Source organism: Sphingomonas echinoides ATCC 14820, assembly GCF_000241465.1.
GTDB classification, from domain to species: Bacteria; Pseudomonadota; Alphaproteobacteria; order Sphingomonadales; family Sphingomonadaceae; genus Sphingomonas; species Sphingomonas echinoides.
Genome location: NZ_JH584235.1, coordinates 261,385 through 285,550, shown reverse-complemented (window position 1 = coordinate 285,550; position 24,166 = coordinate 261,385). Strand labels below are relative to the sequence as shown.

The following is a 24,166-nucleotide window of genomic DNA, read 5'->3' as shown; positions in this document are numbered from 1 at the left end:
GAACAGTGCTCACTGGTTCTGTCCTCCCCCAGTGCCGGCGCCCTTCAAAGCGACGACATCAAGATTGGCCGGCTTATCGCCCGCATCGGGCCCCGCCTTACCGGCACCGGACTGCGCAGTGCTGTCGGTCGTCTTGGGCTGGCTCGATGCCTGTTTGGGCGAGGCAGCCGCATCCGCCTTGACGACCTCGTCGGCCTTGAGCGGCGTCGGCGCGCCCTTTTCCTCAGGCAGCTTGGCCTTTTCATCGCCGGGCAGGACGTATTCCGCGCCTTCCCAGGGACTCATGAAATCGAAGGTGCGGAAATCCTGCGCAAGCGCGACGGGTTCATACACAACGCGCTTGGCCTCTTCGGAATAGCGCAGTTCGACATAGCCGCTGAGCGGGAAGTCCTTGCGCTGCGGATGCCCCCGGAATCCGTAATCGGTCAGGATGCGGCGGAGATCGCCATTGCCCGAGAACAGCACGCCATACATGTCGTACACTTCGCGCTCGAGCCATCCGGCAACCGGCCAAATGCCGGTTACCGACGGCACCGGCTTTTCGTCATCGGTCTGCACATGCACGCGGATGCGGTGATTGCGCGTCAGCGATAGCAGGCAATAGACGACCTCGAACCGATCGACACCGCGATCGGGATAATCGACGCCCGCGATTTCCATCAGCTGCTGATATTCGAGGCCCGGCGTGTCGCGCAACGCGACCATCGTCTCGACCAGCGAGGCACGATCGACATGCAGCGCGACTTCACCCACCGCCTCGACCGGCGCGAGCAACTTGTCGCCCAGCGCCGCGCGCGCGGTGTCGATCACGCCATCATTGGCGACATAGGCTGGTGCGGGGGCCCTCACCGTTCGATCGTCCCGACACGGCGGATCTTCCGCTGCAGCTGCATGATGCCATAGAGCAAGGCTTCGGCAGTTGGCGGACAACCGGGCACATAAATGTCGACCGGCACGATCCGGTCGCAACCGCGCACCACAGAATAGCTGTAATGGTAATAGCCGCCGCCATTGGCGCAGCTGCCCATCGAAATCACATATTTCGGCTCCGACATCTGGTCATAGACCTTGCGCAGCGCCGGGGCCATCTTGTTGCACAGCGTGCCCGCCACGATCATCACGTCGGACTGACGCGGCGACGCGCGCGGGGCGGCGCCGAAGCGCTCGAGATCATAACGCGGCATGTTCACATGGATCATCTCGACTGCGCAGCAAGCGAGACCGAAGGTCATCCACCACAGCGAACCGGTGCGCGCCCACTGGAACAGCTCTTCGGTCGAGGTGACCAGGAAACCCTTGTCGCCGAGTTCGCCATTGAGATCGTTGAAGAACGACGCGTCGGGCTGGACGATATCCTGACCGGACGGACGGATGAGTTCTACTCCCATTCGAGCGCTCCCTTCTTCCACGCATAGACCAGGCCAAGCGCCAGTTCGACGATGAACAGCATCATCGAACCCCAGGCGACCCAGCCGAGTTTGAACACCGATACGGCCCAGGGATACAGAAACGCCGCTTCCAGATCGAAGATGATGAACAGGATCGCGACGAGGTAGAAGCGCACGTCGAACTGGCTGCGCGGATCCTCGAAGGCGGGGAAACCGCACTCATATTCGCTCAGCTTTTCAGGGGTCGGCTTGTGCGCGCCGGTCAGGCGGGCAACAATCATCGGCAGGAACACGAACGCGCTGGAGAGCGCGAGTGCCACGCCGAGGAACAGCAGGATCGGCAGATAATGGGACAGGTCAACCAATGGGTTTCTCGCATGTGCGAACAGGTGTTCGTGGGCTTTAGGACGATGCACTTTGAGGGGCAAGGGTCGCGGGAGTGAGAATGAATCGCAACTGAACACCCTCCACTAGGGAAGACGGTCTCGCGCTGTTAGCGCAACCGATCACAAACGGTTGTGCCCTTTGTGGCTTTAGGCCCTGGTGCGAGCAGAGACGGTTTCTCGCACGCGGGCACAAAGCCACAAAACAGTCGCCTTTACGCCGGGCTAGGCTCCCAAACGGGGACCGAACGAGTGTTAGCGGAGCGCGCCCGCCAGCAACTTGTGCAAGCGCGATTGCAAGGCATCATTGGCGGCCAGGAACTCGCTGCGCTCCATCATACGGTCGCCGCCTCGGAAATCGGTGACGAATCCGCCCGCTTCCTTGACCAGCAACAGGCCCGCCGCAACGTCCCACGGCTTCAGCGACGATTCCCAATAGCCGTCATACCGCCCCGCCGCGACCCAGGCGAGATCGAGCGCGGCCGATCCCATCCGGCGGATGCCCGCAACTTCCGGCGCAATCGCACCGAAAATGCGGCTCCATTCGACGAAATTGCCATGGCCCAGGAACGGGATGCCGGTCGCGATCAGCGAATCGGCCAGGTCGCGCCGCGCCGACACGCGCAGCCGCTGCTCCTGCACCCACGCGCCGCGCCCCTTTTCGGCCCAGAACGCTTCGTCAGTGATCGGCTGATAGATCAGCCCCGAGGTGATCTCGCGCTTGCCATTGGGCATTGGCTCCTCGACCGCGATCGAGATCGCGAAATGCGGAATGCCGTGGAGGAAGTTGGTGGTGCCATCGAGCGGATCGACGATGAAGCGCGGCTTGTTGGGGTCACCCGCAACTTCGCCGCGTTCTTCCATCAGAAAGCCCCAATCGGGGCGCGCGCGCGACAATTCCTCATACAGCGTTTGCTCGGCACGCTGGTCGGCCATCGATACGAAGTCGGCGGGCCCCTTGCGGCTGACCTGCAACTGCTGAACCTCGTTGAAATCGCGACGCAAGCGCGGCCCCGCCTTGCGCGCGGCGCGGTCCATGATGGTCATCAGACCGGAATGGGATGCCATAATCTTACTTTCTTTCTCCCTCTCCCCTTTAGGGGAGAGGGTCGGGGAGAGGGGCAGCGCCGAACATTACCGTCCGAAACTGCCCCTCTCCCGCGCTTCGCTTCGCTCGCTTGCCCTCTCCCCGCCAGCGGGGAGAGGGAGATGAATTAATCCGCGCGGCGGACGTAGCTCTGCTCATACACATCGACGACGATGCGCGTGCCAGCACCAATGTGCGGCGGCACCATCACGCGCACGCCGTTTTCTAGGATCGCGGGCTTGTAGCTCGATGAGGCGGTCTGCCCCTTCACCACCGCGTCCGCTTCGACGATCAGGGCTTCGATCGTGTCGGGCAATTGCACCGAAATCGGGCGTTCTTCCCACAGCTCCATCACCACATCCATGCCGTCCTGCAGGAAAGCGGCGGCATCGCCGAGGATGTCGGCGTCGAGCGTGATCTGCTCGTAATTGATCTTGTCCATGAAGGTCAGCGTGTCGCCTTCGCGGAACAGGAACTGGAAATCGACCGTGTCGAGCCGGACCTTCTCGACGCTTTCGGCCGACCGGAAGCGGACGTTGGTCTTGCGGCCGTCGATGAGGTTCTTCATCTCGACCTGCATATAGGCCCCGCCCTTGCCCGGCTGGGTGTGCTGGATCTTGACGGTTTTCCAGATGCCGCCTTCATATTCCAGAATGTTGCCGGGACGGATTTCGACCGCGTTGATCTTCATGGGGGAGCCTGTAGTTGGAAAGAGCGAGGCGCGGCCTTTAGCCGGGCAAGCGCCTTCCGGCAAGATAGGGGTAAGGGTCGATATCCACCCCTTCATACCAATGTTGATCGGGCGTGGTGCGCGCCAGGCCAAAATGCAGATGAAAATTGCCGGCGCCCGCATTCCCGGTGTCTCCGACATAGCCGAGAAGCGCGCCCGCTTGCACGACCTGCCCTTCGCGCAGGCCCGGCGCATAGGACGCCAGATGGGCATAATAATATGTCCAGGCTTTGTCGGGCGAGCGGACATAAAGCGTAGTGCCGCCAGCGGCGCTAACGAACAGCTTCTCGACCGTTCCCGGTGCTGCGGCGCGCACAGGCGTGTTGGCAGGGGCTGCGATATCTGTGCCGTGATGCGCGCGCTGGCCATTGTCACGCGGATCGCCCCAAGTGTCGCGCAGGTCGCGGCGCGCAATCCCGTCAACCGGCACGCGCAACACGCCTTGGGCTTCCGCGCCCCGCTCCGCTACGGGCGTGGCGGGCGCGGAAGAGATCGACTCCGCTGAGCGCGATGGCACCTTTGGCAGCACCACGAGCAGCCCGATCCACCCCGCCGCCATCAAAGCCAGGACACATAAGACGATCCGACCGAAGCGACCCATCGCTTACTCCTGAAAGACCGCGGGCGTGCCCGGCTTCACCATCAGGGCCAGTCGCGCCGCATCCCAATTGGTCAGGCGGATGCAGCCATGGCTTTCCGCCCGGCCGATCGTCTCAGGCGAGGGCGTACCGTGGATGCCGTAATGCGGCTTGGACAGATCAAGCCACACCACGCCCACCGGCCCATTCGGCCCGGGCGGCAACAACGCCGCCTTTGCCCCCTTCTTCGCGTCCCAGAACAGCTTTGGGTTGTAGTGGAAGGGCGGGTTGTAGGATGGCCCCAGGATCTTCCAGGTGCCGATCGGCAAGGGATCATGCTCGCTCCCCATCGTCGCCATGAACTGCGCGACCAGCTTGCCGTCCTTGTCCAGAACGCGCAGCACCTCCTCGGACTTGTCGACCACCACCTTGGCCCCCGTCGGCTGGGTCGAGTCGACGTTGAGGTCGCTTAGCGTCTGCCGCCATGTCTCAGGGAGCTTGGGATCATAAGCATGGTCGGCGGCGATCGCGTTGGGCACCACGATCTTGCTGCCGGGCACCAGCCGGGTTTGCGGACTGTTCAACTCGAGCAAGACCGACGGCTTGGTGTGAAACATCTCGCCGAGCTTCTCCATCGGCGATCGATATCCGAGCGTGGTCAGTTTCGCTTGCATTTGCGGGTTCTTGGGCAGCGGATTGACGAACGGCCCGGCCAGCATCTCGGCGGTCAACACGATCGTCTGGGTCGGCCGCCACTGCGCATAGGGATGCAGCGCGCGCAGCGTCGTCAGATCCATCTCCCCGTTTGCGGAAGCCCGCGCGTTTCCTGAAAGCCCTTGAGCGCCGCCACCAGCGATTTCCCGGCACGACCATCCAGCACGCCGGGCGAGAAGCCAAGATGATCGAGGATGACCTGCACATGTAACGTCGAAAGATCGAGTGCAGGAGTGGCCGCTTCGCTGATGGTTCCCACGGGCGCGGCCGCAACAAGGCCAAGCGATGCTATTGCCAGACAAGCCGATCCGGCCAAGGTTTTTCGCATCGCTTCAATCTCCTACATAGTAAGCTACCAGACGAACGATTGGAATGGCGGCTTGTGTCCAGCGCGATGCCTGAAGCGATGATAATGTCCCGACGCGCGATGCTGGGCGGCGCGCTGGTCGGCGGTGCGGCGCTTGCGCTTCCTTTTCCGGCGATGGCGGTCGGCACGGAATGGCGCCTCGCCATTCGCAACGTCCACAATAACGAAACCGTCGATGCGCTGTTCGCGCGGAACGGGACTTTCCTGCCCGAGGGGTTGGCCGAGCTGAACCATGGCTTGCGCGACTGGCGCACGGGCGAAGCGACGGTGATGGACCGCCGCTTGCTCGCCTTGCTGGTGCAGTTGCGCGACAAATTGGAGCTGAGCGGCAGCAGCAAGATCAATCTGATCTCGGGCTATCGCTCCCCCGCGACCAATGCCGCGCTCCGCGCCAAGGGCGGCGAACATACCGGCGTCGCCAGCCAGAGCCAGCACATGCTGGGCAAGGCGACCGACATCATGGTGCCCGGCGTGACGCTCGACCGGCTGCATGGCGCGGCCCTTGCCCTGGGCGGCGGCGGTGTCGGCTATTATCCGCGCGACGGCTTCGTCCATGTCGATACCGGGCGCGTGCGGCACTGGTAACCGTGAGCCGTTAATCGCCCACTGGACTTGCCTGTCCCGCTGGGCAACAGTCCCGGCCCGTGCGCAAGATCCTAGCCGACGCTGAAGCCGTCCTCGGCTCCCCCGCCCGAAATCTGATCACGATTCTCGGCTATGTCGGGCTCGTCATCGTCCTGGCGACGCTCGGCTATATGGCGGCGGGGTGGAGCTTCGTCGACGCGTCGTACATGGTGCTGCTGACGGTCTTCTCGGTCGGGTATGACGAAGTCAGGCCGATCGACACCGGCTATTTGCACACCATCACGATCGCGACGATCGTGTTCGGCTGCACCGGCATGATCCTGTTAACCGGCGCGCTCGTCCAGTTTTTCACCGTCCTGCAACTACGCCAGATCCTGGGAGCCAACCGTATGCGCGCGCGAATCGACAAATTGTCCGGCCATGTCGTGATTTGCGGCTTCGGACGCATCGGGACGATGCTGGCACGCGACCTTGCCGAGGCGAACATGCCGCTGGTCGTGATCGAACGCAGCGCCGATCGTCTGGCCGAAATCGAAGCGGCAGGACATTTGTGCATCGGCGGCGACGCGACCGAGGAAGAGATCCTGTTCGCCGCCGGGATCGACCGAGCGCACGTGCTGGCAACGGTTCTGCCCGACGATGCGGCGAACGTGTTCATCACGCTCAGCGCGCGCAATCTCAACCCGACGCTCGAAATCATCGCGCGCGGCGAGGCACCGACCACCGAACGCAAGTTGCGCCGGGCCGGGGCGGACCATGTCGTGCTACCCACGCATATCGGGGCCGAACGCATTGCGCGCATGGTGCTGTTCCCGAAAAGCGCCGATCTCGGGTCGGACGCGGCGCTCAAGCGGGCGCGCGGCGAACTTGGCGAAATGGGGCTGGATCTGGAAATCGTATCGGCGCGGGCGGGTTCGGCAATGTGCGCGCTGACCGTCGGCGAGGCGGAACGTCAGGCGGCCGGAGCCTTCTTCATCGTCCAGATCAAGCGCGGCGGTGCCACAATCCTGCGGCCCTCGCCGGACGAGAAAATCCAGGTCGAGGACGAAGTGATGGTTCTGGTCCGCGATGCCGGCACCGCCGCGCGCAAGCTGTTCACCGCCAAGGCCGAAATTCGCGCCGGGCGGAATACCTACTGAAACTCCATCAGGCGGCGAGCACGGCCTCGAACGCGCGCACGGCAGCCGCCTCGTCCCCGCCCCACACCGCGCCCGACACCGCGAGGAAATCGGCCCCGGCGCGGATCAACGGCGGCGCATTGACCGGCGTGATCCCGCCGATCGCGACGCACGGAATCTCGAACACCGTCGACCACCAGCTCAGCAACACCGGATCGGCGACATGCTCGGTCGTCTTGGTCGTGGTCGGATAAAACGCCCCGAACGCGACATAGTCGGCCCCCGCCTCACCCGCTTCCATCGCGAGGTGGCGGCTGTCGTGGCAGGTCACGCCGATTTGCGCCGCCGGTCCAAGCTGCGCGCGCGCCTCGCGCGGGTCCCCGTCACCCTGCCCCAGATGGACGCCGTCAGCCCCCAGCCGCTTGGCGAGCGATATGCTGTCATTGACGATGAAGGCGACGTCGGCAGCGGCGCAAATGCGCTGCAACGGCTCGGCAAGGGCTGCCGCGCTATGCTGATCGATGTCTTTCACGCGAAACTGAAAGGCCGCGACCGGGCCAGCGCTCAGCGCGCGCTTCAGGCGATCGGGAAAGCCGCCGCCCACGTCGAGCGGCGACACCAGATAGAGCTGGCAGCGCGGGCGACGGTCGTCGCGCTGGAATTGCACCGCGAAATCGGGGTCGAGCGGGCCTAGCGGGTCTTCAATGTCCATGGTCGCGCGATAGCGCGGCGATCGCGGCATGGAAAGCGGCGGGATCGTCAAGCTTGTGCGCGATCGCGTGGATCGGTTTGCCGCGCCGCGTAAGAACAGGCGGGTGAAGATCGACCACGACGCTCGGCCAACTCGCCAAAGCAAGGTTCAGCACGCCGGATTCCTTGAGCGCCGCGGCGTCCCACGTCGCGCGCAAACCCGCAATCTGGCGCGTTGGGACGGTGACCGACTTCAGCACGCCAGCCCGCATCGTCAGCACGCCCCCCGTCAGCGTCACCGGCAACCGCCGGAGCGAGCGCAGCACCAGGATCAGGCCAAGCACCAGTGACAGGTCAAGCACGCCGACACCGAGCGCAACCGCCCAGCCGAACAGGGTGCCCACCACCAGATGGACCACGCACATCTCGACAATGGCAATCCCGAGAAGGACGCCGATCATCGGGCCGAGGCTGCGATGATAGGCGAACTCTTGGCGCATCGCGCTCAGATCGTTTCCACCACGGCCAGCACGAAACCATCCCACTTCTTCGCGCCAACGGTCTGCACAGCGGTGGCGCTCAAGCGTGGCTCGCTTGCGATCATGTCGAACAGCGCGCGGACTCCGTGAACGCGCGAATCGGTGCTTGCCGGATCGAGCACCTCGCCCTCGCGCACCACATTATCGACGACAATCGTCGTGCCCGGTCGCGCAAGCGCCATCGCCGCGCGGACATAGGGAACACAATTTTCCTTGTCGGCATCGACAAACACCAGGTCGAAGGGCGCCTCGCCCTGCGCGATCATCGCCTCAAGCGATTGCAGCGCCGCACCGACGCGGATCTCGACACGGTCGCCAAGGCCAGCCCGTGCAATGTTGTCGCCCGCGACCGCCGCATGGTGCGGATCGATCTCCAGCGTCACCACGCGTCCGCCTTCGGGTAACGCGCGCGCCAGCCAGATCGTCGAATAGCCGCCCAGCGTGCCGATCTCCAAAATGCGGCGTGCGCCTACCATCCGCGCGAACAGATGCAGCATCTTGCCCTGTGCGGGCGACACATCGATCTGCGGCAGTCCGGCGGCGGCGTTGGCGGCGAGGGCTGCGTCCAGCACCGCATCATCACCCAGCAAATGGTCGACGATATAGCCATCGACCGCATCCCACGCCGCCCCCGACATTCGGCTTACTCCTCGTTTTTGTAGATCGCGATGATCTTGGCCAGCATCTCAAGCGCCTCGGCGCGCGGGCGCTGGAAGGTGTTGCGGCCGATGATCGAGCCGTTGCCACCACCATCGCGAATGTCGCGCGCGTCCTGATAGACCGCATCAGCGCCCTTGGCCGCGCCGCCCGAGAACACCACGATCCGCCGTCCGGCAAAGCTCGCTTGCACGACATGGCGGACGCGATCCGACTGCTTCGACCAGTCGGTGCCCTCATACATCGGCTTGGCTTCTTTCTGCTCGATATGGTCGCTCGGCAGCTTCACCTTGATGATGTGCGCGCCCAGCAACGCCGCCATGTGCGCGGCATAAGCGCCGACATCGAGCGCCAGCTCGCCCGATTTGGGCAGGATGCCGCCGCGTGGATAGGACCAGATCACGGTGGCGATGCCGACCGACTTGGCCTCGGCCGACAATTCGCGGATCTGCCCGATCATGTCGAACAAATCGTCCGAACCGGGATAGATGGTAAAGCCGATCGCCGCGCAGCCCAGCCGCACCGCATCCTCGACGCTGCCGGTCAACGCCTGATTGGCACCCTGCGCCCAGCTGTTCGAGCTGTTGACCTTGAGGATCGTCGGGATCTGCCCGGCAAAGGTCTCGGCTCCCGCCTCCAACATGCCAAGCGGCGCGGCATAAGCCGACAGGCCGGCATCGATCGCGAGCTGATAGTGATAATGGGGGTCATATGCGGGCGGGTTGACCGCGAAGCTGCGCGCGGGCCCGTGTTCGAAACCCTGGTCGACCGGCAGGATCACCAGCTTGCCGGTGCCGCCGAGCTTCCCCTGCATCAGGATGCGGGCGAGATTGGCCTTGGTTGCAGGGTTGTCCGACTCATATTTGTCGAGAATGGCCTTGACCTGTGGCGTCATCGGAAGCTCCCATTACCTATGATTGTTGCAGCGGCTGTTAGCCCTGCACGGCATTTGGGGCAACGCTTGACGCACCGTTATCGACGCGTCACCTTCGCGCTCCTGTCCGGGGGGGAATCCGATGCTGCCTTTGTCCAAGATATCGCAGCGCCTTGCACTGGGGCTTGCCGCAATCGCTTTGCTCGGGGGCAGCGGGCCGCCCAAAGTCGGCGACATCGCACCGCCATTCGAACTGACGCTGATCGATGGTACAAAGGTCTCGTCGGAGGCTTTGCGCGGTCAGGTGGTCGTGCTCAATTTCTGGGCGACATGGTGCGGGCCGTGCAAACGCGAACTGCCCACGCTCGACACCTATTACGAGATGCAAAAGGTCCACGGCCTCAAGGTGTTCACCATCGCCACCGAGGATTCGCTGCCGCTCTTCCAGTTGAAGAAGCTGTTTGCGGTGATGCACATGCCCTCGGCACGCCGGATCAAGGGCAATTACCCGATCCTGAGCGGGGTTCCGACCAACTATATCATCGATCGCTCGGGCCATGTCCGGTACGCCAAGGCGGCGGCGTTCGATCTCGATTCGCTCAACGCCGAACTCGTCCCGCTGTTGCGGGAACCGGCACCGCCGGCCCCGCAAAGCTGATCACCCGCGCGAGAGAGCGCGGCGACCCCGGGAAGGTCCTTGCCTTCCATCCATTCCAGGAACGCGCCACCGGCGGTCGACACGAAGGTGAAGTCGTCGGCCACGCCCGCCTGATTAAGCGCAGCAACGGTGTCGCCACCGCCCGCCACCGACACGAGCGATCCGCTCTTGGTCAATGCAGCAGCGGTCTTTGCCAGCGCCACCGTGGCCGTGTCGAACGGCGGCGTCTCAAACGCGCCAAGCGGACCGTTCCACACCAAAGTCCGGCAATTCTTGAGCACATCGGCCAGTGCCTCGGTCGCCGCCGGCCCGATGTCGAGGATCATCTCGTCCGCGGCGACTTCATGCACATTAACGGTGCGGACCGGCGGGTTGGCGCGGAATTCCTTCGCCACCACCACATCATAGGGCAAATGGATCGTGCAGTTGGCGCTGTCTGCGGCTTCGAAGATTTCCTCGGCGGTTCCGGTCAAGTCATGCTCGCACAGCGACTTGCCGACATCGACCCCGCGCGCCGCAAGGAAGGTGTTGGCCATCCCGCCACCGATGATGAGGTGATCGACCTTGGTGACCAGATGCTTCAGCACATCGAGCTTGGTCGAAACCTTGGCCCCGCCGACGACGGCGGCCACCGGATGCTCAGGATTGCCCAGCGCCTTGTCGAGCGCGTCGAGTTCGGCCTCCATCGCCCGGCCCGCAAAAGCCGGCAGCGTGTGCGCCAGCCCCTCGGTCGAGGCGTGGGCGCGGTGCGCCGCCGAAAAGGCATCGTTCACATACAGGTCGCCCAGCGCCGCAAAGCGCTCGACCACCGCCGGATCGTTCTTTTCCTCGCCGCCAAAGAAGCGCGTATTTTCCAGCACGGCGATGTCGCCGGGCTGCAACGCCGCCACTGCCGCCGCATCGCCTTCCCAGTCGACATAGGTCACCGGCCGCCCCAGCACGACCGCATAAGGGCCAACCAGTTGCTTCAGCGAAAGCTCAGCGGAGGGAACGCCCTTTGGCCGCCCGAAATGCGCCAGGATCAGCACGATTGCGCCCTTGTCGGCGAGTTCCGTGACGGTCGGGACCGTGGCGCGCAACCGCGTATCGTCGCTCACCGCGCCATCGTGCATCGGCACGTTCAGATCTTCGCGCACCAGCACACGCTTGCCGTGCACGTCGCCCATATCGTCTAACGTCTTGAAGGCCCGGGTCATCGCTATCACTCCTCAAGAACCATAATCGTATCGCCGACGCGGATCGTCCCGCCGACCTGAACCCGCGCGCACGCTCCGCCGCGCCAATAGGGCAGCAACGCTGCCTTCAATCCCGGCGCCAGGGCTTCCATCCGCTCGCACGGATCGGTTTCGCGCGTGATCATCAAGGTCACCGTCTCGCCGATCAGCAGCCGCGTGCCCGCAATTTGCGGCAGATCAAGCCCTTCGACCAGCAAGTTCGCACGGCGTTCGAACCAGGGCAGACTGTGGCCGACCTCGGCCATCGCCGCCTCCCAATCACCGCGCTCCAGCAGCGTGACTTGCCGCCTTCCCCTGCCACCGGGTTTGATCACCCCGCGAAAATCGCCGTGGAGCCCGCCCTCCAGTGTCACGTCGACCTGGGCGAGCGTCTCCATCGGACCTTTCGGGCGGCCATGGCGGGCGATGCCCGCCAGAACCCCCATTAGAGGAACTTGCCCATTGCCGCCGCAGTGTCGACCATGCGGTTGGAGAAGCCCCATTCATTGTCATACCAGCTGACGACGCGCACCAGCTTGCCGTCCATCACGGCGGTCTCCAGGCTGTCGACCGTCGACGAAGCAGGCGTGTGAACGATGTCGGCCGAGACCAGCGGCTCGTCCGAGAAGACCAGCACGCCCTTCAGCGGGCCGTCTTCCGACGCGGCCTTCAGGATCGCGTTGACCTCATCCTTGGTCGTCTCGCGCGACGGCATGAAGGTCAGGTCGATCAGGCTGCCATCGGGAACCGGAACGCGGATCGCCGAGCCATCAAGCTTGCCCTTCAGCTCCGGCAGCACTTCGCCGACCGCGCGGGCAGCACCGGTGGTGGTCGGGATCATCGACATCGCGGCGGCGCGCGCGCGACGCAGATCGGGGTGGATCTGGTCGAGGATCTTCTGGTCGTTGGTGTAGGCGTGGACGGTCGTCATCAGACCGCGCTCGATGCCCAGCGCATCGTTCAGCACCTTGGCGACGGGGGCCAGGCAGTTGGTGGTGCACGACGCGTTCGAGACGATCGTATGCTCGGCGGTCAGCTTGTCATGGTTGACGCCGTAAACGACCGTGAGATCGACGCCCTTGCCGGGGGCCGAGATCAGCACTTTCTTGGCACCGGCATCGAGATGCTTCTGGCAGCTCGCGCGATCGGTGAAGAAGCCGGTGCATTCCAGCACGATGTCGATGCCCTGCTCGGCATGCGGCAGATTGGCGGGGTCGCGCTCGGCGGTGACGCGAATGCGCTTGCCGTCGACGACCAGGTCATTGCCCTCGGCCGATACTTCACCCGGATATTTGCCATGCACCGAGTCGCGGCTGAACAGCCAGGCGTTGGACTTGGCATCGGCCAGATCGTTGATCGTAACCAGCTCGAGGCCGCTATCGCCCCGCTCGAGAATCGCGCGCGCGACCAGGCGGCCGATGCGCCCGAAACCGTTGATCGCTACCTTGATCGTCATAATGCTGGCTCCTTCAAGCGGCTGACCCTGTAGCAGCGCGCCACCGAGTCCTTCGAATGCGCGCGTCTTTGCGGGCGACAGGCGGGCGCGTCAACCGCCCGCCCTCTTCATCGCCCTTCATCGTGCAATCCGAACGGATGACACGAACTCGTCACAAATGCGCCTTGTCCCCGCCTCGCGCCATGCTATCTCGTGAGGATGGCAGACGTCCCTTATCCTGCCGCGCTCGACCGGATCGACCGTGCCCTCGCTCGTATCGACGCCGCAGCCCAAGCGCGGATAACCCACAGCCAAGTATTGGCACGCCGCCATGAAACGCTGCGCACCCGCATGGCGGAAGCCATCGCCGCGCTCGACGCCATCCTGCAGCGCGAGGGCGAGTGATGGGCGACGTTACGCTGACGATCGGCGACCGTCGCCATACCGTGGCCTGTCCCGACGGCCAGGAAGATCAATTGCTTCGTCTCGGCGCGTTGCTGGACGCGAAATGGGCCACCGCAGCGCGCGCCTCGGGCGGAATGAATGGCGAACGCACGATGCTGTTCGTCGCCCTGATGCTGGCAGACGCGCTCGATGAGGCGGAACGTCGCCCGGCCAAGATCCAGGACGAGGTCCTGCTCATCCGCATCGCCGAACGGCTCGAAGCGCTCGCCACATCCCTTGAGCAATAGCGCACAAGCGCCTATATCGGTCGGCGGCGGGCACTGCCCGGTACGAGCCTTTATTATCCCTGAGGCTATTCATCATCCAAGGGGGCTGTCCCTGCCCGGGCCCTGGCCCGACGCACATGGTCCCCACCTGACGTACCGTGCGTCAGAGGATAACCCGGCACACGGCCACGGCGGTCCCGCCACCCCGCTTTCCCGTGGCGCTCAGGCCATGCATTGGCCATCGCCGGACGAGAGACCGTGATGCAGACCACGATCGACAAGCGGGCGTTGCGCGCGCGGATTCGCGCCGAGCGCGACCGCTTTTTCGCGCTTTCCCCCGCACCGATCGCGGCACCGTCGGCCCTGCGTGCGCTGCTGGAACCGGGGCGGATCGTTACCTCCTACATCCCCATCGGCAGTGAAGCCGATCCACAACACCTCGCTGCCGCAGCACTGGCCGCAGGCTGCCGTCTGGCTTTGCCCCATGTAACCACGCGGGAAGCGCCCATGCGCTTTCTGGGCTGGGATGGACGCTCGGCGCTTGTCGAAGGCCGGTACGGGCTCTCCCAGCCCCCCAGTGACGCACCGGACGTTGAGCCCGACATCATCCTCACGCCGTTGCTGGCGTTCGACGCCAAGCTCGATCGGCTGGGGCAAGGTGCGGGCTATTATGACCGCGCCTTTGCGACCTTCCCCAATGCGTGGCGCATCGGGGTTGCGTGGAGCGTGCAACAGGTCGAGACCTTGCCGACGGACGCGTGGGACATGCCGCTCCATGCCGTCATCACCGAATGTGGATGGATTCCCCGACCATGACCCCAACCTGGCGTAAACCCATCGGGATGCTGGCGATCCTCGTGTTGATCGGTGTGTGGTGCATCCTCGTCGCCAGTCTGTCGCGGTATGTCGGCGGCTGGCATCCGCTGCTGCAGGCGGCCTTCTATCTCATCGCTGGCATCGCCTGGATCTGGATCTTGCCGATGCGCCGGATGCTGGCGTGGATGGAAACCGGGAAATTTCGCTGAATTCCCCTTGGCATGAAGGGGAATGGCGCGAGTGACGGGGCTCGAACCCGCGACCTCCGGCGTGACAGGCCGGCGCTCTAACCAACTGAGCTACACCCGCTTGAGAAGCGAGAGGCGCGGCTCCTAAGCGACGCCCCCTACCCTGTCAATGACCTCCGGCGAAGACGATACGATTGACCATCAAACCGGAAACACAAAGGTTTCCGCCAAGGCTCGGCACGTTGAAAAATCGGGGGGTATATCGCTGCCTTTTCCCGGCGCTTTGCGGGGAATGGCGCGAGTGACGGGGCTCGAACCCGCGACCTCCGGCGTGACAGGCCGGCGCTCTAACCAACTGAGCTACACCCGCTTGAAAAGCGTGAGGCGCGGCTCCTAAGCGACGCCCATTGGCCTGTCAACGTTCCGTTTCACTTTCTTCAAAAGAAGCATCGGCGCGCGTGCGGCCAGGCCGGGTCAAAGTGCCGTGTTCGAACAGGAAACCCGCAATATCGGGCTTGCCGGCCGCCCCCAGCACGGTCTGAATGATGATCAGCAACGGCACCGCCAGCAGCGTGCCCGCCGTGCCCCACACCCAGCTCCAGAAACTGATCGAGACCAGAATCATGATCGGGTTGATCGTCAAGCGATGGCCGACGATCAACGGCGTCACCGCATTGGCCTCGATCAAATGGCAGCCGATCATCACAAAGGCGGGCACCAACGCCACCCAGATGTCATGAAACGTCATCAACCCGCCCAGTGCCAGCAGCAACGCCGCCGTGATCGGGCCGAAATACGGGACATAGTTGAGCAAGGCGACGATCCCGCCCCACATCAACGGATAGGGCATGCCCATCACCCACAAGACACCGGCGATGATCAGGCCAAAGGACAAATTGATGATCGTGATCGTGCCCAGATAGGCCGAGGTATCGTCCACGACATCCTGAATGACTCGCGCCGTTGCCATCGCCCCGCCGAAACTGGCGCGGCTGGTGATCGTCTTCTTGCGCAGACCGGTCCAGCCCGAGAGGAAGAAGAACACCACCAGGATGCCGAAGAAGACCTGCACGATCACCGAGGGCGCGAAACTCGCGGCGAGCTCCAGGATCGAGCTCGGCGGCGCAACCGCAGTGGTGGCGGGCGCGCGAACCGGCCCCGACGCAGCGAGATGCTGCACCGTGCGATTGAGATAGCGCTCGAAGCTCGAATAGAAATCGATCAACGGCGCGATGTTCATCTGGATCCGGTCGATCCGCTCGGGCAAGCGACGAAAAAATTCGGTGGCGGGAACGACGATCGCGGCCAGCGCAACGTTCGCCGCCACCAGAAACAGCAGCACGCAAATCAACGCGGCGAGCGCGGACGGGACGCCACGCCGCTCAAACCATTCCAGGATCGGGACCAAGGCGATCGCGATCACCAAGGCGGCGGTGGTTGGCAAAAAGAATTCCGCCCCGGCCTTCAACGCGAACGGGAGCGCCAGCGCCAACCCCACCCCCGCGATCAGGGTCAGCGCCGCCAGCAAGCGGTCGCGCCGCATTCCCACGCGGCGCTCCTCCTCCGTATCGTGGGCCCGCGTCGCGGCCAGGCCGAACGCGTCGCTCTTGCTGTCATCCCGATCTGCCATATCCCGTTCCTAGCGGCATTCCATCGCCGCGCAAACCGCGCTAGCCCTTGTCGCATGTCAGACCTTATTCTTGTGATCGATGAAGGCACGACCTCTACGCGTGCGATGGTGTTTCAGCGCGACGGCGGCTGTGTCGCGACCGCAGGCGCGGAGCTGACCCAGCATTATCCCGAACCCGGCCGAGTCGAGCATGACGCGACCGAAATCTGGGCGAAAACGCTCGCGGTCACGCGCGCGGTGATCGACCAAGTGGGCGGTGCTGAAAAGATCGCTGCGATCGGCATCACCAATCAGCGCGAGACGATCGTGTTCTGGGATCGCGAAACGGGCCAGCCGCTCGCCCCCGCCATCGTCTGGCAGGACCGGCGCACCGCCACGACCTGCCGCGCGCTGAAGGAGGCCGGCAATGAGCCGATGGTGCAGGCCAAGACCGGCCTGTTGCTCGACCCGTATTTCTCGGGGAGCAAGATCGGCTGGGCGATGGCGCATTGGGATGCGGTGAAAACCGCCGGATCACGGCTTGCCGTCGGCACGGTGGAAAGCTGGCTGATCTGGAAGCTGACGGGCGGCCTGCACATCACCGATGCGACCAATGCCAGCCGCACCGCGCTGATGGCGATCGGCAGCGGCCATTGGGATGACGGCCTGATCGAACTGTTCGGCGCACCCCGTTCGGCCTTGCCCGAAATCGTCGATTGCGCCGGGCGTTTCGGCGAAACGCGGCTGTTCGGCGCGCCGATCCCGATTTGTGGCATCGCCGGGGATCAACAAGCAGCAACGATCGGGCAATCCTGTCTGCAGATCGGCGAGACCAAAGCGACCTTTGGCACCGGCGCGTTCGTCCTGAGCCAGGCCGGGCCGATTCCCCCGACCTCGCGCAACCGTTTGCTCTCGACGATCGCGTGGCAGATTGACGGGCGGCGCGCCTACGCGCTGGAAGGATCGGTGTTCGTCGCGGGCAGCCTGATCAAATGGCTGCGCGACGCGGTCGGGTTGATCGGCACCGCTGCGGAAACCGAGGCTTTGGCGCGCAGCGTTCCCGATAATGGCGGAACCTTCCTTGTGCCCGCCCTCTCCGGCTTGGGTGCGCCATGGTGGGAACCGGAGGCGCGCGCCGCCATTTCGGGCTTGAGCTTTTCGACCGGCAAGGCGCACATCGTCCGCGCCGCGCTGGAGGCGATGGCGCATCAGGCGCATGACTTGAAAACCGCCTTTGCCGCCGACGGAGTCGATTGGGCGTCTGTGCGGATCGATGGCGGCATGGTCGCCAATGACTGGATGGCGCAGGACATGGCCGACATTCTTGGCGTGAATGTCGAACGCCCCAAATTTGCCGAGACCACCGCGCTCGGTGCCGCAATGCTGGCGGGGGTCGGCCGTGGTCTTTTCGCCAATCTGGCGGAGGCTAGTGCAATGCGCGGGCATGTTGAAACCTTCACCCCGCACATTGCCGAAACCACGCGCACCGCCCGGCTCGACGGGTGGCGCAGCGCAGTACAGCGGGTTATCGCGCCCGACTGAACGAACACGCATCGCCGACACGGACAATCGCCGGGGGATATTGATGACCGACACCGCGACCATCCAGCCCCGCAACCGGGGGCTTCGCCATATCTTCATCGGCAGCGACGGGTTGCGTGCGGGATGGAGTCTCCTGCTGTTTTGCCTGATCCTGACCGTGCTCACGATTGGCGCGGTGGTGGCGGGAACCTTCATCAACGGAAAGCCGCCCCACGCCCCCGCAGGGTCGGAGCAAGGCGTCATCCCATCGATCAAGGGCGAAGCGCTCACCTTCGTGGTGTTGCTGGTAACCTCGTGGCTGATGTCGTTGATCGAGCGGCGGCCCTTCGCCACCTATGGCCTACGCCGGACGCGCGCTGTGCCCGATCTGCTCGCTGGCATGGCCTGGGGCATCGCGATGCTGTCGCTGCTGGTGGGGATGCTGACGTTGTCCGGCGCGCTGGTGTTCGATGGCTTTGCGATGAGCGGCAGCACAGCGCTGGAATACGGCGCTGCATGGTTTTTCGCTTTCTGCCTGGTTGGCCTGTTCGAGGAATTTCTGACCCGCGGCTTCCTGCAATATACGCTGGCGCGCGGTGTCGCCGGAATCGTGCGGGCGGTTGCTCCCGACAACAAAAACGCCCGCACGATCGGCTTTTGGGTGGCGGCGCTGGTCTTCTCGGTCGGGGTTTTTGCGGGCGGGCACCTCGCCAATAAGGGCGAAACGGCGATGGGCCTGGTCAGCGTCGCGCTCGCCGGGCTCACCTTCGTCTATGTGTTGTATCGCACCGGCTCGCTATGGTGGGCGATCGGCTTTCACGCGACGTGGGACTGGGCGCAGTCCTTTCTTTACGGCGTGCGCGATTCCGGGCTGGCGATGGAGGGGCATTTGCTAGCCTCGCACCCGGCGGGGGCCGCCTTGCTGTCGGGTGGCGACACCGGGCCGGAGGGGAGCATTCTCGTCGTTCCAACGCTGCTGCTGACGGTGTTCATCATCCACCGCACGCTGCCGCGCCGCGCGACCGCCTTCGACGCCTGATCGCTCAGGCGGCGGCGCGATCCTCGAACAGGCCTTTCAGCTCCTTCTTCAGGATCTTGCCATTGGCATTGCGCGGCAGTGTTTCGGGAACGAAGCGGATCGCCACCGGCGTCTTGAACACCGCCAGCCGCGCGCGCACCCACGCCTGCAATTCCGCCTCGGTCGCACTGGTACCGGGGGCAAGATGGACGACCGCCGCCGGTTCCTCGCCCAGCGTGCGATGGGGCAAGCCGATCAGCGCGCAATCGGTCACCGCCGGGTGCGCGTAGAGGACGTTTTCGACCTCTGATGAATAGATGTTCTCGCCGCCGCGGATGATCATGTCCTTGGCGCGATCGACGATATAGACGAAGCCTTCCTCGTCGAGCCGTGCGAGATCGCCCGTGCGGACCCAGCCATCGACAAAGGTGGCGGCGGTCGCTTCGGGCTTGTTCCAATAGCCCTTCACCACCATCGGCCCGCGCGCCCACAATTCGCCGACTTCGCCGATCGGCAGTTCGGTCACGCCGTCCTCGTCCATGATCTTGAGGTCGGCAACGGGCACCGGCGGCCCGGCGCTGGTCGGTCGTGAAAGATAATCCTCGGCACCGTGGCCCGTCACCGTCGCCATCGTTTCGGTCATGCCCCAGCCGTTCGAAGGCAGCGCGCCAAATTCGGTGTAGATTCGCCGTACCAGCTCGGGCGCGGACGGCGCACCGCCATAAGCGATCATCTCCAGCGACGAGAGATCGTATTTGGCGCGGTCTGGGTGCTCCAAAATCTGCCAGGCAATCGTCGGTACGCCGCCCGTCGCATGGACCTTCTCCGCCTCGATAATTTCCATCGCGCGCACCGGATCCCATTTGCGCAGGAACACCAGCGTGTTGCCCGCCGCGATCGATCCCATCATCGTCGCGCTGCACGCGGTCACATGGAACATCGGGATGACGGTGAGATAGGTTTTCGGCTGGGGATCGGGCACCGCCTCGCCACGCCGCACAAAGCCGCGCGCGCCGGAGAAGGCGGAGCTGAGGATATTGGTCATCAAATTGCGATGCGTGCCCAGAGCCCCCTTCGGATGGCCGGTGGTGCCGCTGGTATAAAAGATCGTCGCATCGTCGTCGGTCGCGATTTCGACCCCGGGCAGTTCGGTATCGGGCAAACTCGCATAGCCATGCGGTGTGCCGATCAGATCCTCCAGCCGCCGTGCGCCGTCGCCAAGGGGCCCCGATGCGCGCGCCACGATCATCGTCTCCAACGCAGGCACATCGGGGGCGTGCGCCACCAGCCGCTGATAGCGTTCGTCATCGACGAACAGCACGCGGCAGCCCGAATCGGCGATGCCATATTCCAGCTCACCCGCCGTCCACCACGCATTGAGCGGCACCACGATCGCGCCGATACTGGCGGCGGCGAAGAAGATCACCGGCCATTCCGGCAAATTGCGCATCGCCAGCCCGACCCGATCGCCCTTGCCGATGCCCATCGCGACCAGGGCATGCGCCAGCGCCGCCACCGCGCGGAAATTCGCCGCATAGCTGACGCGTTCGTCCTCATAGATGGTGAACACACGCTCGCCGTGCATCCGCGACGCGGCGATCAGCCAGGCGAGCGACGGCGGCGCATGTTTCCAGACGCGGGTGGGAATGCCACCGATCGTCACCGTCTCCATCTCGAACTTGGTGCCCGCTGCGGTCAGCGCGGCGGTCGCCTGCGCCAGCGTCGTTTTCGGCCATGCCGGATCGAGCGCGACAAGCGGTTCTGTATCCACGATGCATCCTCTTCCACAGCCTGTCGGCCCACCCAAGTTGAAACTCGGGTTTGTCGAAACCAGCGCTCATCACAAGGTTAGTGTTGATTCGTGCGTGACTCAAGGCAATAGGGGGATACAACTTTCGAAGTGAGGGTATGGAAATCGACATGAGCGAGACGATGCCAGGAATCGGGCGATTCGACGCGGCACGGCTGGGGCGGATCGATGCCTTCCTGAAGGAGCGCTATCTCGATTCCGGGCGGCTCGCCAATGCGCAGATTCTCATCGCCCGGGACGGTGAAATCGCGCATTTCTCGTCACAAGGGCCCGCGCGCGAAGGCGGCAAGAGCATCAACGAAGGATCGCTGTTCCGCATCGCCTCGATGACCAAGCCGATCACCTCGATCGCCTTCATGATGCTGCTCGAACAGGGCAAGGTCGCGCTCGATACCCCCGTCCACCACGTGCTGCCCGCATTCAAGGGCATTGGCGTCTACAATGGCGGCGGTGGCGGCGTGCCGTTCCAGACGCGCCCGACGACAGAGCCGATGCGCATGCTCGACTTGCTCCGCCACACATCGGGGCTGACCTACAGTTTCCAGAACCGTTCCTATGTCGATGCGGCGTATCGCGAAGGCAAAATCGAGAATTGGCACGGCAATCTCGATCTGGACGGCTTCATCGAAGCGGTCGCCAACGTGCCGCTCGAATTTTCGCCCGGCGAAGCGTGGAATTATTCGGTGTCGACCGACGTGTTGGGCGCGGTGGTCGAGAAGGTTTCGGGTCAGTCGCTCGCCGACTTCTTCCGCACGCAGATCTTCGCGCCGCTCAAGATGGACGACACCTTCTTTGCGGTGCCCGAAGACAAGATCGACCGACTGACCGATTGCTACACCTTCACCCCGGAAAAGGGCCGCTTCCTCTATGATCGCGGCGAAGCGAGCGCGTGGAGCCGCCCGCCCAAACTGGTGTCGGGCGGCGGCGGCCTGGTCTCGACCGCGCTCGATTATCATCGTTTCTGTTCGATGCTGCTGAACGGCGGAGAACTGGACGACGTGCGCATCGTCGGGCGCAAGACGATCGAGCTAATGACGATGAACCATTTGCCCGGCGGCTCCGACCTGTCGAAAATGTCCAAGTCGCTGTTCAGCGAAACCGCCAATGCCGGCACCGGCTTTGGTCTGGGCTTTGCGGTCAATATCGATGTCGCGCGCTCGATGATTCCGGGTTCGGTCGGCGAATATTATTGGGGCGGCATGTTCTCGACCGCCTTCTTCGTCGATCCCGTCGAGCACGTGCACATGGTGTTCATGACGCAAATGAGCCCGAGTAACGTCTACCCGATCCGGCGCGAGTTGAAGACCTTGATCTACAGTGCGCTGACATAGGCTATTTTTTTACTTCCCCGGCAAAGGCCGGGGCCCAGTTGCGCGAACCTGGATGGGAGAGCGCAACGCCCGGCAAAACCCGTCCCGTAACTGGGCCCCGGCCTTCGCCGGGGAAGGAAACAGGAGAGACACATGACCAGCCCGATCACCACCGAACTGCACGACGACGTCCTCGTCATCATCTCCAACAATCCGCCCGTCAACGCGCTCGGCGCGGCGGTGCGGCAAGGGCTGGAGGCCGGCATCGCGGAAGGCCTCGCCAACCCGCAGGTGAAAGCCATGGTCATCCGCTGCGATGGCCGGACCTTCTTCGCAGGGGCCGACATCACCGAATTCGGCCGCCCGATGCAGGAGCCGGGCCTGCCAACCGTGGTCGACATGATCGAGGCCTCGGACAAGCCCGTCGTCGCCGCGATCCACGGCACCGCGCTCGGCGGCGGGTGCGAGGTGACGCTCGGCTGTCACTACCGCATCGCCGTGCCCTCGGCCAAGATCGGCACGCCCGAGGTCAAGCTCGGTCTGCTCCCGGGCGCGGGCGGCACGCAGCGCCTGCCGCGCATCGCAGGGGTCAAGCTCGCGCTCGAACTCACCGCCAAGGGCGACCCGATCCCGGCCAAGCTCGCTTTGTCTGCTGGGCTGATCGATCGGATCGCGGGCGAAGACACCCTCGCAGCCGACGCAATCGCCTTCGCGCGCGAAGTGGCCGACGCCAAGCCCCTGCCCCGCGCCCGTGACAAGGTGGCGCAGGCTGATCCCGAAGCGGTGGCGGCGTTCAAAAAGGAGAACGCCAAGCGCTTCCGCGGCTTCGACGCGCCAGCCGCCAACATCGCCTGTGTCGAGAAAGCGACCGATGGTTCCAGCTTCGACGAGGGCATCGCCTTCGAGCGGCAGGAGTTCATGAAGCTGATGTTCGGCGTGCAATCCGCCGCGCAGCGCCACATCTTCTTCGCCGAGCGCCAGGCCGCCAAGATCGACGGCATCGACCCCAAGATCGCGCTGCGCGAGATCAAGCGCGTCGGTGTGATCGGTGCGGGCACGATGGGCGGCGGCATTTCGATGAATTTCCTGTCGGCGGGCATCCCGGTGACGATCGTCGAAATGGCGCAGGAAGCGCTCGACCGCGGCACCGGCGTGATCCGCAAGAATTACGAGGCATCCGCCGCCAAGGGCCGCTTGAAGCCCGAGCAGGTCGAGGCTGCGATGGGCGCGCTCACCCCGACGCTCGACTTCAGCGCGCTCGCCGACTGCGACCTGATCATCGAGGCGGTGTATGAAAACATGGACGTGAAGAAGGACATCTTCACCAAGCTCGACGCCATCGCCAAGCCGGGTGCGATCCTCGCCTCCAACACCTCCTATCTCAACATCGATGAGATCGCCTCGGTTACCAAGCGCCCCGGCGATGTGCTTGGTATGCACTTCTTCTCGCCCGCCAATGTGATGAAATTGCTGGAGGTCGTGCGCGGCGCACAGACCGAGGACGACGTGCTCGCAACCGTCATGGCGCTGTCCAAGACGATCCGGAAGGTCGCGGTGGTTGCCGGGGTATGCGACGGCTTTATCGGCAACCGCATGCTGAAACCTCGCCAGGTCGAAGCAATGAAGCTGCTGCTGGAAGGCGCTACCCCTGAGCAGATCGACAAGGTGCATGTCGCCTTCGGCATGCCGATGGGGGCGTTCCAGATGAGCGATCTCGCCGGTGTCGACATTGGCTGGCACCGCGACCCGACGCGCATCGAAAACATCCGCGACGCGCTCGCCGCCGAGGGCCGCTGGGGCCAGAAGACCGGCAAGGGCTTTTACGACTATGACGAGAAGCGCAACCCGACACCTTCCCCGCGCGTGGCCGAAATCATCGAGGATTTCCGCTCCAAATCCAACCTGCAGAAACGCGAGATCAGCGACGAGGAAATCGTCGAAAAGACACTCTACACCATGGTCAATGAAGGCGCGCTGATCCTCGAAGAGAAAATGGCGCAGCGCGCGTCGGACATCGATGTGGTGTGGATCTACGGCTATGGCTGGCCGGTCTATCGCGGCGGGCCAATGTTCTGGGCCGATAGCGAGGGCTTAAAGAAGATCGTCGCGGGGCTTGAGAAGCACGGGTTCGCGGTCGCCGAACTGCTGAAGTCGAAGGCGGAAAGCGGTGGCCGCTTCAATGGATAACGCCCCATCATCTCCCTCT

At 64.1% G+C, this 24,166-nt stretch carries 25 protein-coding genes, 2 tRNA genes and 2 pseudogenes; 11 read left to right on the top strand and 18 right to left on the bottom strand.

Annotation, left to right across the window (positions count from 1 at the left end):
- Positions 1 to 9: 9 nt before the first annotated feature.
- The 7 genes and pseudogenes from ON00_RS01115 to ON00_RS01085 all read right to left on the bottom strand — a co-directional run bounded on the left by ON00_RS01115 (position 10) and on the right by ON00_RS01085 (position 5,208).
- Positions 10 to 849, bottom strand: a complete 840-nt coding sequence (locus tag ON00_RS01115; protein WP_010402591.1) for an NADH-quinone oxidoreductase subunit C — start codon at positions 847 to 849, stop codon at positions 10 to 12.
- The gene (locus ON00_RS01110; protein WP_010402589.1) at positions 846 to 1,388 is read right to left on the bottom strand and encodes a NuoB/complex I 20 kDa subunit family protein; all 543 of its coding nucleotides are present in this window, start codon (positions 1,386 to 1,388) and stop codon (positions 846 to 848) included. Before ON00_RS01110 ends, ON00_RS01115 begins: the two co-directional genes overlap by 4 nt.
- A complete protein-coding gene (gene ndhC / locus ON00_RS01105; protein WP_010402587.1) occupies positions 1,379 to 1,753 on the bottom strand; it encodes an NADH-quinone oxidoreductase subunit A in 375 nt (124 codons plus the stop codon). Before ndhC ends, ON00_RS01110 begins: the two co-directional genes overlap by 10 nt.
- Before the next feature lie 273 nt (positions 1,754 to 2,026).
- The gene (locus tag ON00_RS01100; protein ID WP_010402585.1) at positions 2,027 to 2,839 is read right to left on the bottom strand and encodes an inositol monophosphatase family protein; all 813 of its coding nucleotides are present in this window, start codon (positions 2,837 to 2,839) and stop codon (positions 2,027 to 2,029) included.
- A 146-nt stretch (positions 2,840 to 2,985) separates the two neighbouring features.
- A complete protein-coding gene (gene efp / locus ON00_RS01095; protein ID WP_010402584.1) occupies positions 2,986 to 3,549 on the bottom strand; it encodes an elongation factor P in 564 nt (187 codons plus the stop codon).
- Between the two features lie 37 nt (positions 3,550 to 3,586).
- Positions 3,587 to 4,189 carry a M23 family metallopeptidase gene (locus tag ON00_RS01090; protein WP_010402582.1) on the bottom strand — a complete coding sequence of 201 codons (603 nt, stop codon included), beginning with the start codon at positions 4,187 to 4,189 and terminating at the stop codon, positions 3,587 to 3,589.
- A gap of 3 nt (positions 4,190 to 4,192) precedes the next feature.
- Positions 4,193 to 5,208: pseudogene (locus ON00_RS01085) on the bottom strand (L,D-transpeptidase family protein).
- A gap of 78 nt (positions 5,209 to 5,286) precedes the next feature.
- Here ON00_RS01085 and ON00_RS01080 point away from each other — a divergent pair.
- Together ON00_RS01080 and ON00_RS01075 are read left to right on the top strand one after the other, a co-directional pair.
- The gene (locus ON00_RS01080; protein ID WP_029622319.1) at positions 5,287 to 5,832 is read left to right on the top strand and encodes a peptidoglycan L,D-endopeptidase MepK; all 546 of its coding nucleotides are present in this window, start codon (positions 5,287 to 5,289) and stop codon (positions 5,830 to 5,832) included.
- A 59-nt stretch (positions 5,833 to 5,891) separates the two neighbouring features.
- Positions 5,892 to 6,971 (top strand): potassium channel family protein, encoded by a 1,080-nt coding sequence (locus tag ON00_RS01075; RefSeq protein ID WP_010402579.1) that lies wholly within the window; start codon positions 5,892 to 5,894, stop codon positions 6,969 to 6,971.
- Positions 6,972 to 6,978: 7 nt separating this feature from the next.
- Here ON00_RS01075 and thiE read toward each other — a convergent pair whose 3' ends face one another.
- The 4 genes from thiE to ON00_RS01055 are packed head-to-tail and all read right to left on the bottom strand — an operon-like array spanning position 6,979 to position 9,731.
- Positions 6,979 to 7,662, bottom strand: coding sequence for a thiamine phosphate synthase (gene thiE / locus ON00_RS01070; protein ID WP_029622317.1), 684 nt, complete (start codon positions 7,660 to 7,662; stop codon positions 6,979 to 6,981).
- Positions 7,652 to 8,140, bottom strand: a complete 489-nt coding sequence (locus ON00_RS01065) for a hypothetical protein (RefSeq protein ID WP_010402577.1) — start codon at positions 8,138 to 8,140, stop codon at positions 7,652 to 7,654. The genes thiE and ON00_RS01065 overlap by 11 nt, the downstream gene beginning before the upstream one ends.
- A 5-nt stretch (positions 8,141 to 8,145) precedes the next feature.
- The gene (locus ON00_RS01060) at positions 8,146 to 8,817 is read right to left on the bottom strand and encodes an O-methyltransferase (RefSeq protein ID WP_010402576.1); all 672 of its coding nucleotides are present in this window, start codon (positions 8,815 to 8,817) and stop codon (positions 8,146 to 8,148) included.
- A gap of 5 nt (positions 8,818 to 8,822) precedes the next feature.
- Positions 8,823 to 9,731: a class I fructose-bisphosphate aldolase gene (locus tag ON00_RS01055; protein ID WP_010402575.1), complete on the bottom strand. Its 909-nt coding sequence runs from the start codon at positions 9,729 to 9,731 to the stop codon at positions 8,823 to 8,825.
- A gap of 121 nt (positions 9,732 to 9,852) precedes the next feature.
- Between ON00_RS01055 and ON00_RS01050 the strand changes: the two are divergent.
- Positions 9,853 to 10,356 (top strand): annotated as a pseudogene (locus ON00_RS01050) (TlpA family protein disulfide reductase); the annotation flags it as partial.
- Here ON00_RS01050 and ON00_RS01045 read toward each other — a convergent pair.
- The 3 genes from ON00_RS01045 to gap are packed head-to-tail and all read right to left on the bottom strand — an operon-like array spanning position 10,245 to position 13,038.
- A complete protein-coding gene (locus ON00_RS01045) occupies positions 10,245 to 11,564 on the bottom strand; it encodes a phosphoglycerate kinase (RefSeq protein ID WP_010402573.1) in 1,320 nt (439 codons plus the stop codon). The pseudogene ON00_RS01050 and the gene ON00_RS01045 sit on opposite strands and share 112 nt — an antisense overlap.
- A 5-nt stretch (positions 11,565 to 11,569) precedes the next feature.
- Complete coding sequence (locus ON00_RS01040; protein WP_010402571.1) at positions 11,570 to 12,028, bottom strand: MOSC domain-containing protein; 459 nt, start codon at positions 12,026 to 12,028, stop codon at positions 11,570 to 11,572.
- Positions 12,028 to 13,038: a type I glyceraldehyde-3-phosphate dehydrogenase gene (gene gap, locus ON00_RS01035; protein WP_010402567.1), complete on the bottom strand. Its 1,011-nt coding sequence runs from the start codon at positions 13,036 to 13,038 to the stop codon at positions 12,028 to 12,030. Before gap ends, ON00_RS01040 begins: the two co-directional genes overlap by 1 nt.
- Before the next feature lie 198 nt (positions 13,039 to 13,236).
- On the opposite strand from gap, the gene ON00_RS01030 reads away from it, so the two are divergent.
- From ON00_RS01030 to ON00_RS01015, 4 genes are all read left to right on the top strand, one after another.
- Positions 13,237 to 13,422 (top strand): hypothetical protein, encoded by a 186-nt coding sequence (locus tag ON00_RS01030; protein WP_029622315.1) that lies wholly within the window; start codon positions 13,237 to 13,239, stop codon positions 13,420 to 13,422.
- A complete protein-coding gene (locus ON00_RS01025; RefSeq protein ID WP_010402565.1) occupies positions 13,422 to 13,709 on the top strand; it encodes a cell division protein ZapA in 288 nt (95 codons plus the stop codon). Before ON00_RS01030 ends, ON00_RS01025 begins: the two co-directional genes overlap by 1 nt.
- A 240-nt stretch (positions 13,710 to 13,949) precedes the next feature.
- The gene (locus tag ON00_RS01020) at positions 13,950 to 14,504 is read left to right on the top strand and encodes a 5-formyltetrahydrofolate cyclo-ligase (protein WP_010402563.1); all 555 of its coding nucleotides are present in this window, start codon (positions 13,950 to 13,952) and stop codon (positions 14,502 to 14,504) included.
- Positions 14,501 to 14,713, top strand: a complete 213-nt coding sequence (locus ON00_RS01015) for a DUF2842 domain-containing protein (RefSeq protein WP_010402562.1) — start codon at positions 14,501 to 14,503, stop codon at positions 14,711 to 14,713. The genes ON00_RS01020 and ON00_RS01015 overlap by 4 nt, the downstream gene beginning before the upstream one ends.
- Positions 14,714 to 14,736: 23 nt before the next feature.
- On the opposite strand, the gene ON00_RS01010 is transcribed toward ON00_RS01015, so the two are convergent.
- From ON00_RS01010 to ON00_RS01000, 3 genes are all read right to left on the bottom strand, one after another.
- Positions 14,737 to 14,813, bottom strand: a tRNA-Asp gene (locus ON00_RS01010).
- A 172-nt stretch (positions 14,814 to 14,985) separates the two neighbouring features.
- Positions 14,986 to 15,062: transfer RNA gene (locus tag ON00_RS01005), tRNA-Asp, on the bottom strand.
- A gap of 45 nt (positions 15,063 to 15,107) precedes the next feature.
- Positions 15,108 to 16,322 (bottom strand): AI-2E family transporter, encoded by a 1,215-nt coding sequence (locus tag ON00_RS01000; protein ID WP_010402561.1) that lies wholly within the window; start codon positions 16,320 to 16,322, stop codon positions 15,108 to 15,110.
- 54 nt (positions 16,323 to 16,376) lie between these two features.
- On the opposite strand from ON00_RS01000, the gene ON00_RS00995 reads away from it, so the two are divergent.
- Both ON00_RS00995 and ON00_RS00990 read left to right on the top strand, forming a co-directional pair.
- Positions 16,377 to 17,843 carry an FGGY family carbohydrate kinase gene (locus ON00_RS00995; protein ID WP_010402560.1) on the top strand — a complete coding sequence of 489 codons (1,467 nt, stop codon included), beginning with the start codon at positions 16,377 to 16,379 and terminating at the stop codon, positions 17,841 to 17,843.
- A gap of 43 nt (positions 17,844 to 17,886) precedes the next feature.
- Positions 17,887 to 18,861: a CPBP family intramembrane glutamic endopeptidase gene (locus ON00_RS00990; protein WP_010402559.1), complete on the top strand. Its 975-nt coding sequence runs from the start codon at positions 17,887 to 17,889 to the stop codon at positions 18,859 to 18,861.
- 4 nt (positions 18,862 to 18,865) lie between these two features.
- On the opposite strand, the gene ON00_RS00985 is transcribed toward ON00_RS00990, so the two are convergent.
- Positions 18,866 to 20,611, bottom strand: coding sequence for a class I adenylate-forming enzyme family protein (locus ON00_RS00985; RefSeq protein WP_010402558.1), 1,746 nt, complete (start codon positions 20,609 to 20,611; stop codon positions 18,866 to 18,868).
- Positions 20,612 to 20,748: 137 nt separating this feature from the next.
- Here ON00_RS00985 and ON00_RS00980 point away from each other — a divergent pair, with 137 nt between their 5' ends.
- Both ON00_RS00980 and ON00_RS00975 read left to right on the top strand, forming a co-directional pair.
- Entirely contained in the window at positions 20,749 to 21,981 is a 1,233-nt protein-coding gene (locus tag ON00_RS00980) for a serine hydrolase domain-containing protein (RefSeq protein WP_010402556.1), read from the top strand.
- Positions 21,982 to 22,113: 132 nt separating this feature from the next.
- A complete protein-coding gene (locus ON00_RS00975; protein ID WP_010402555.1) occupies positions 22,114 to 24,147 on the top strand; it encodes a 3-hydroxyacyl-CoA dehydrogenase NAD-binding domain-containing protein in 2,034 nt (677 codons plus the stop codon).
- Positions 24,148 to 24,166 lie beyond the last annotated feature (19 nt).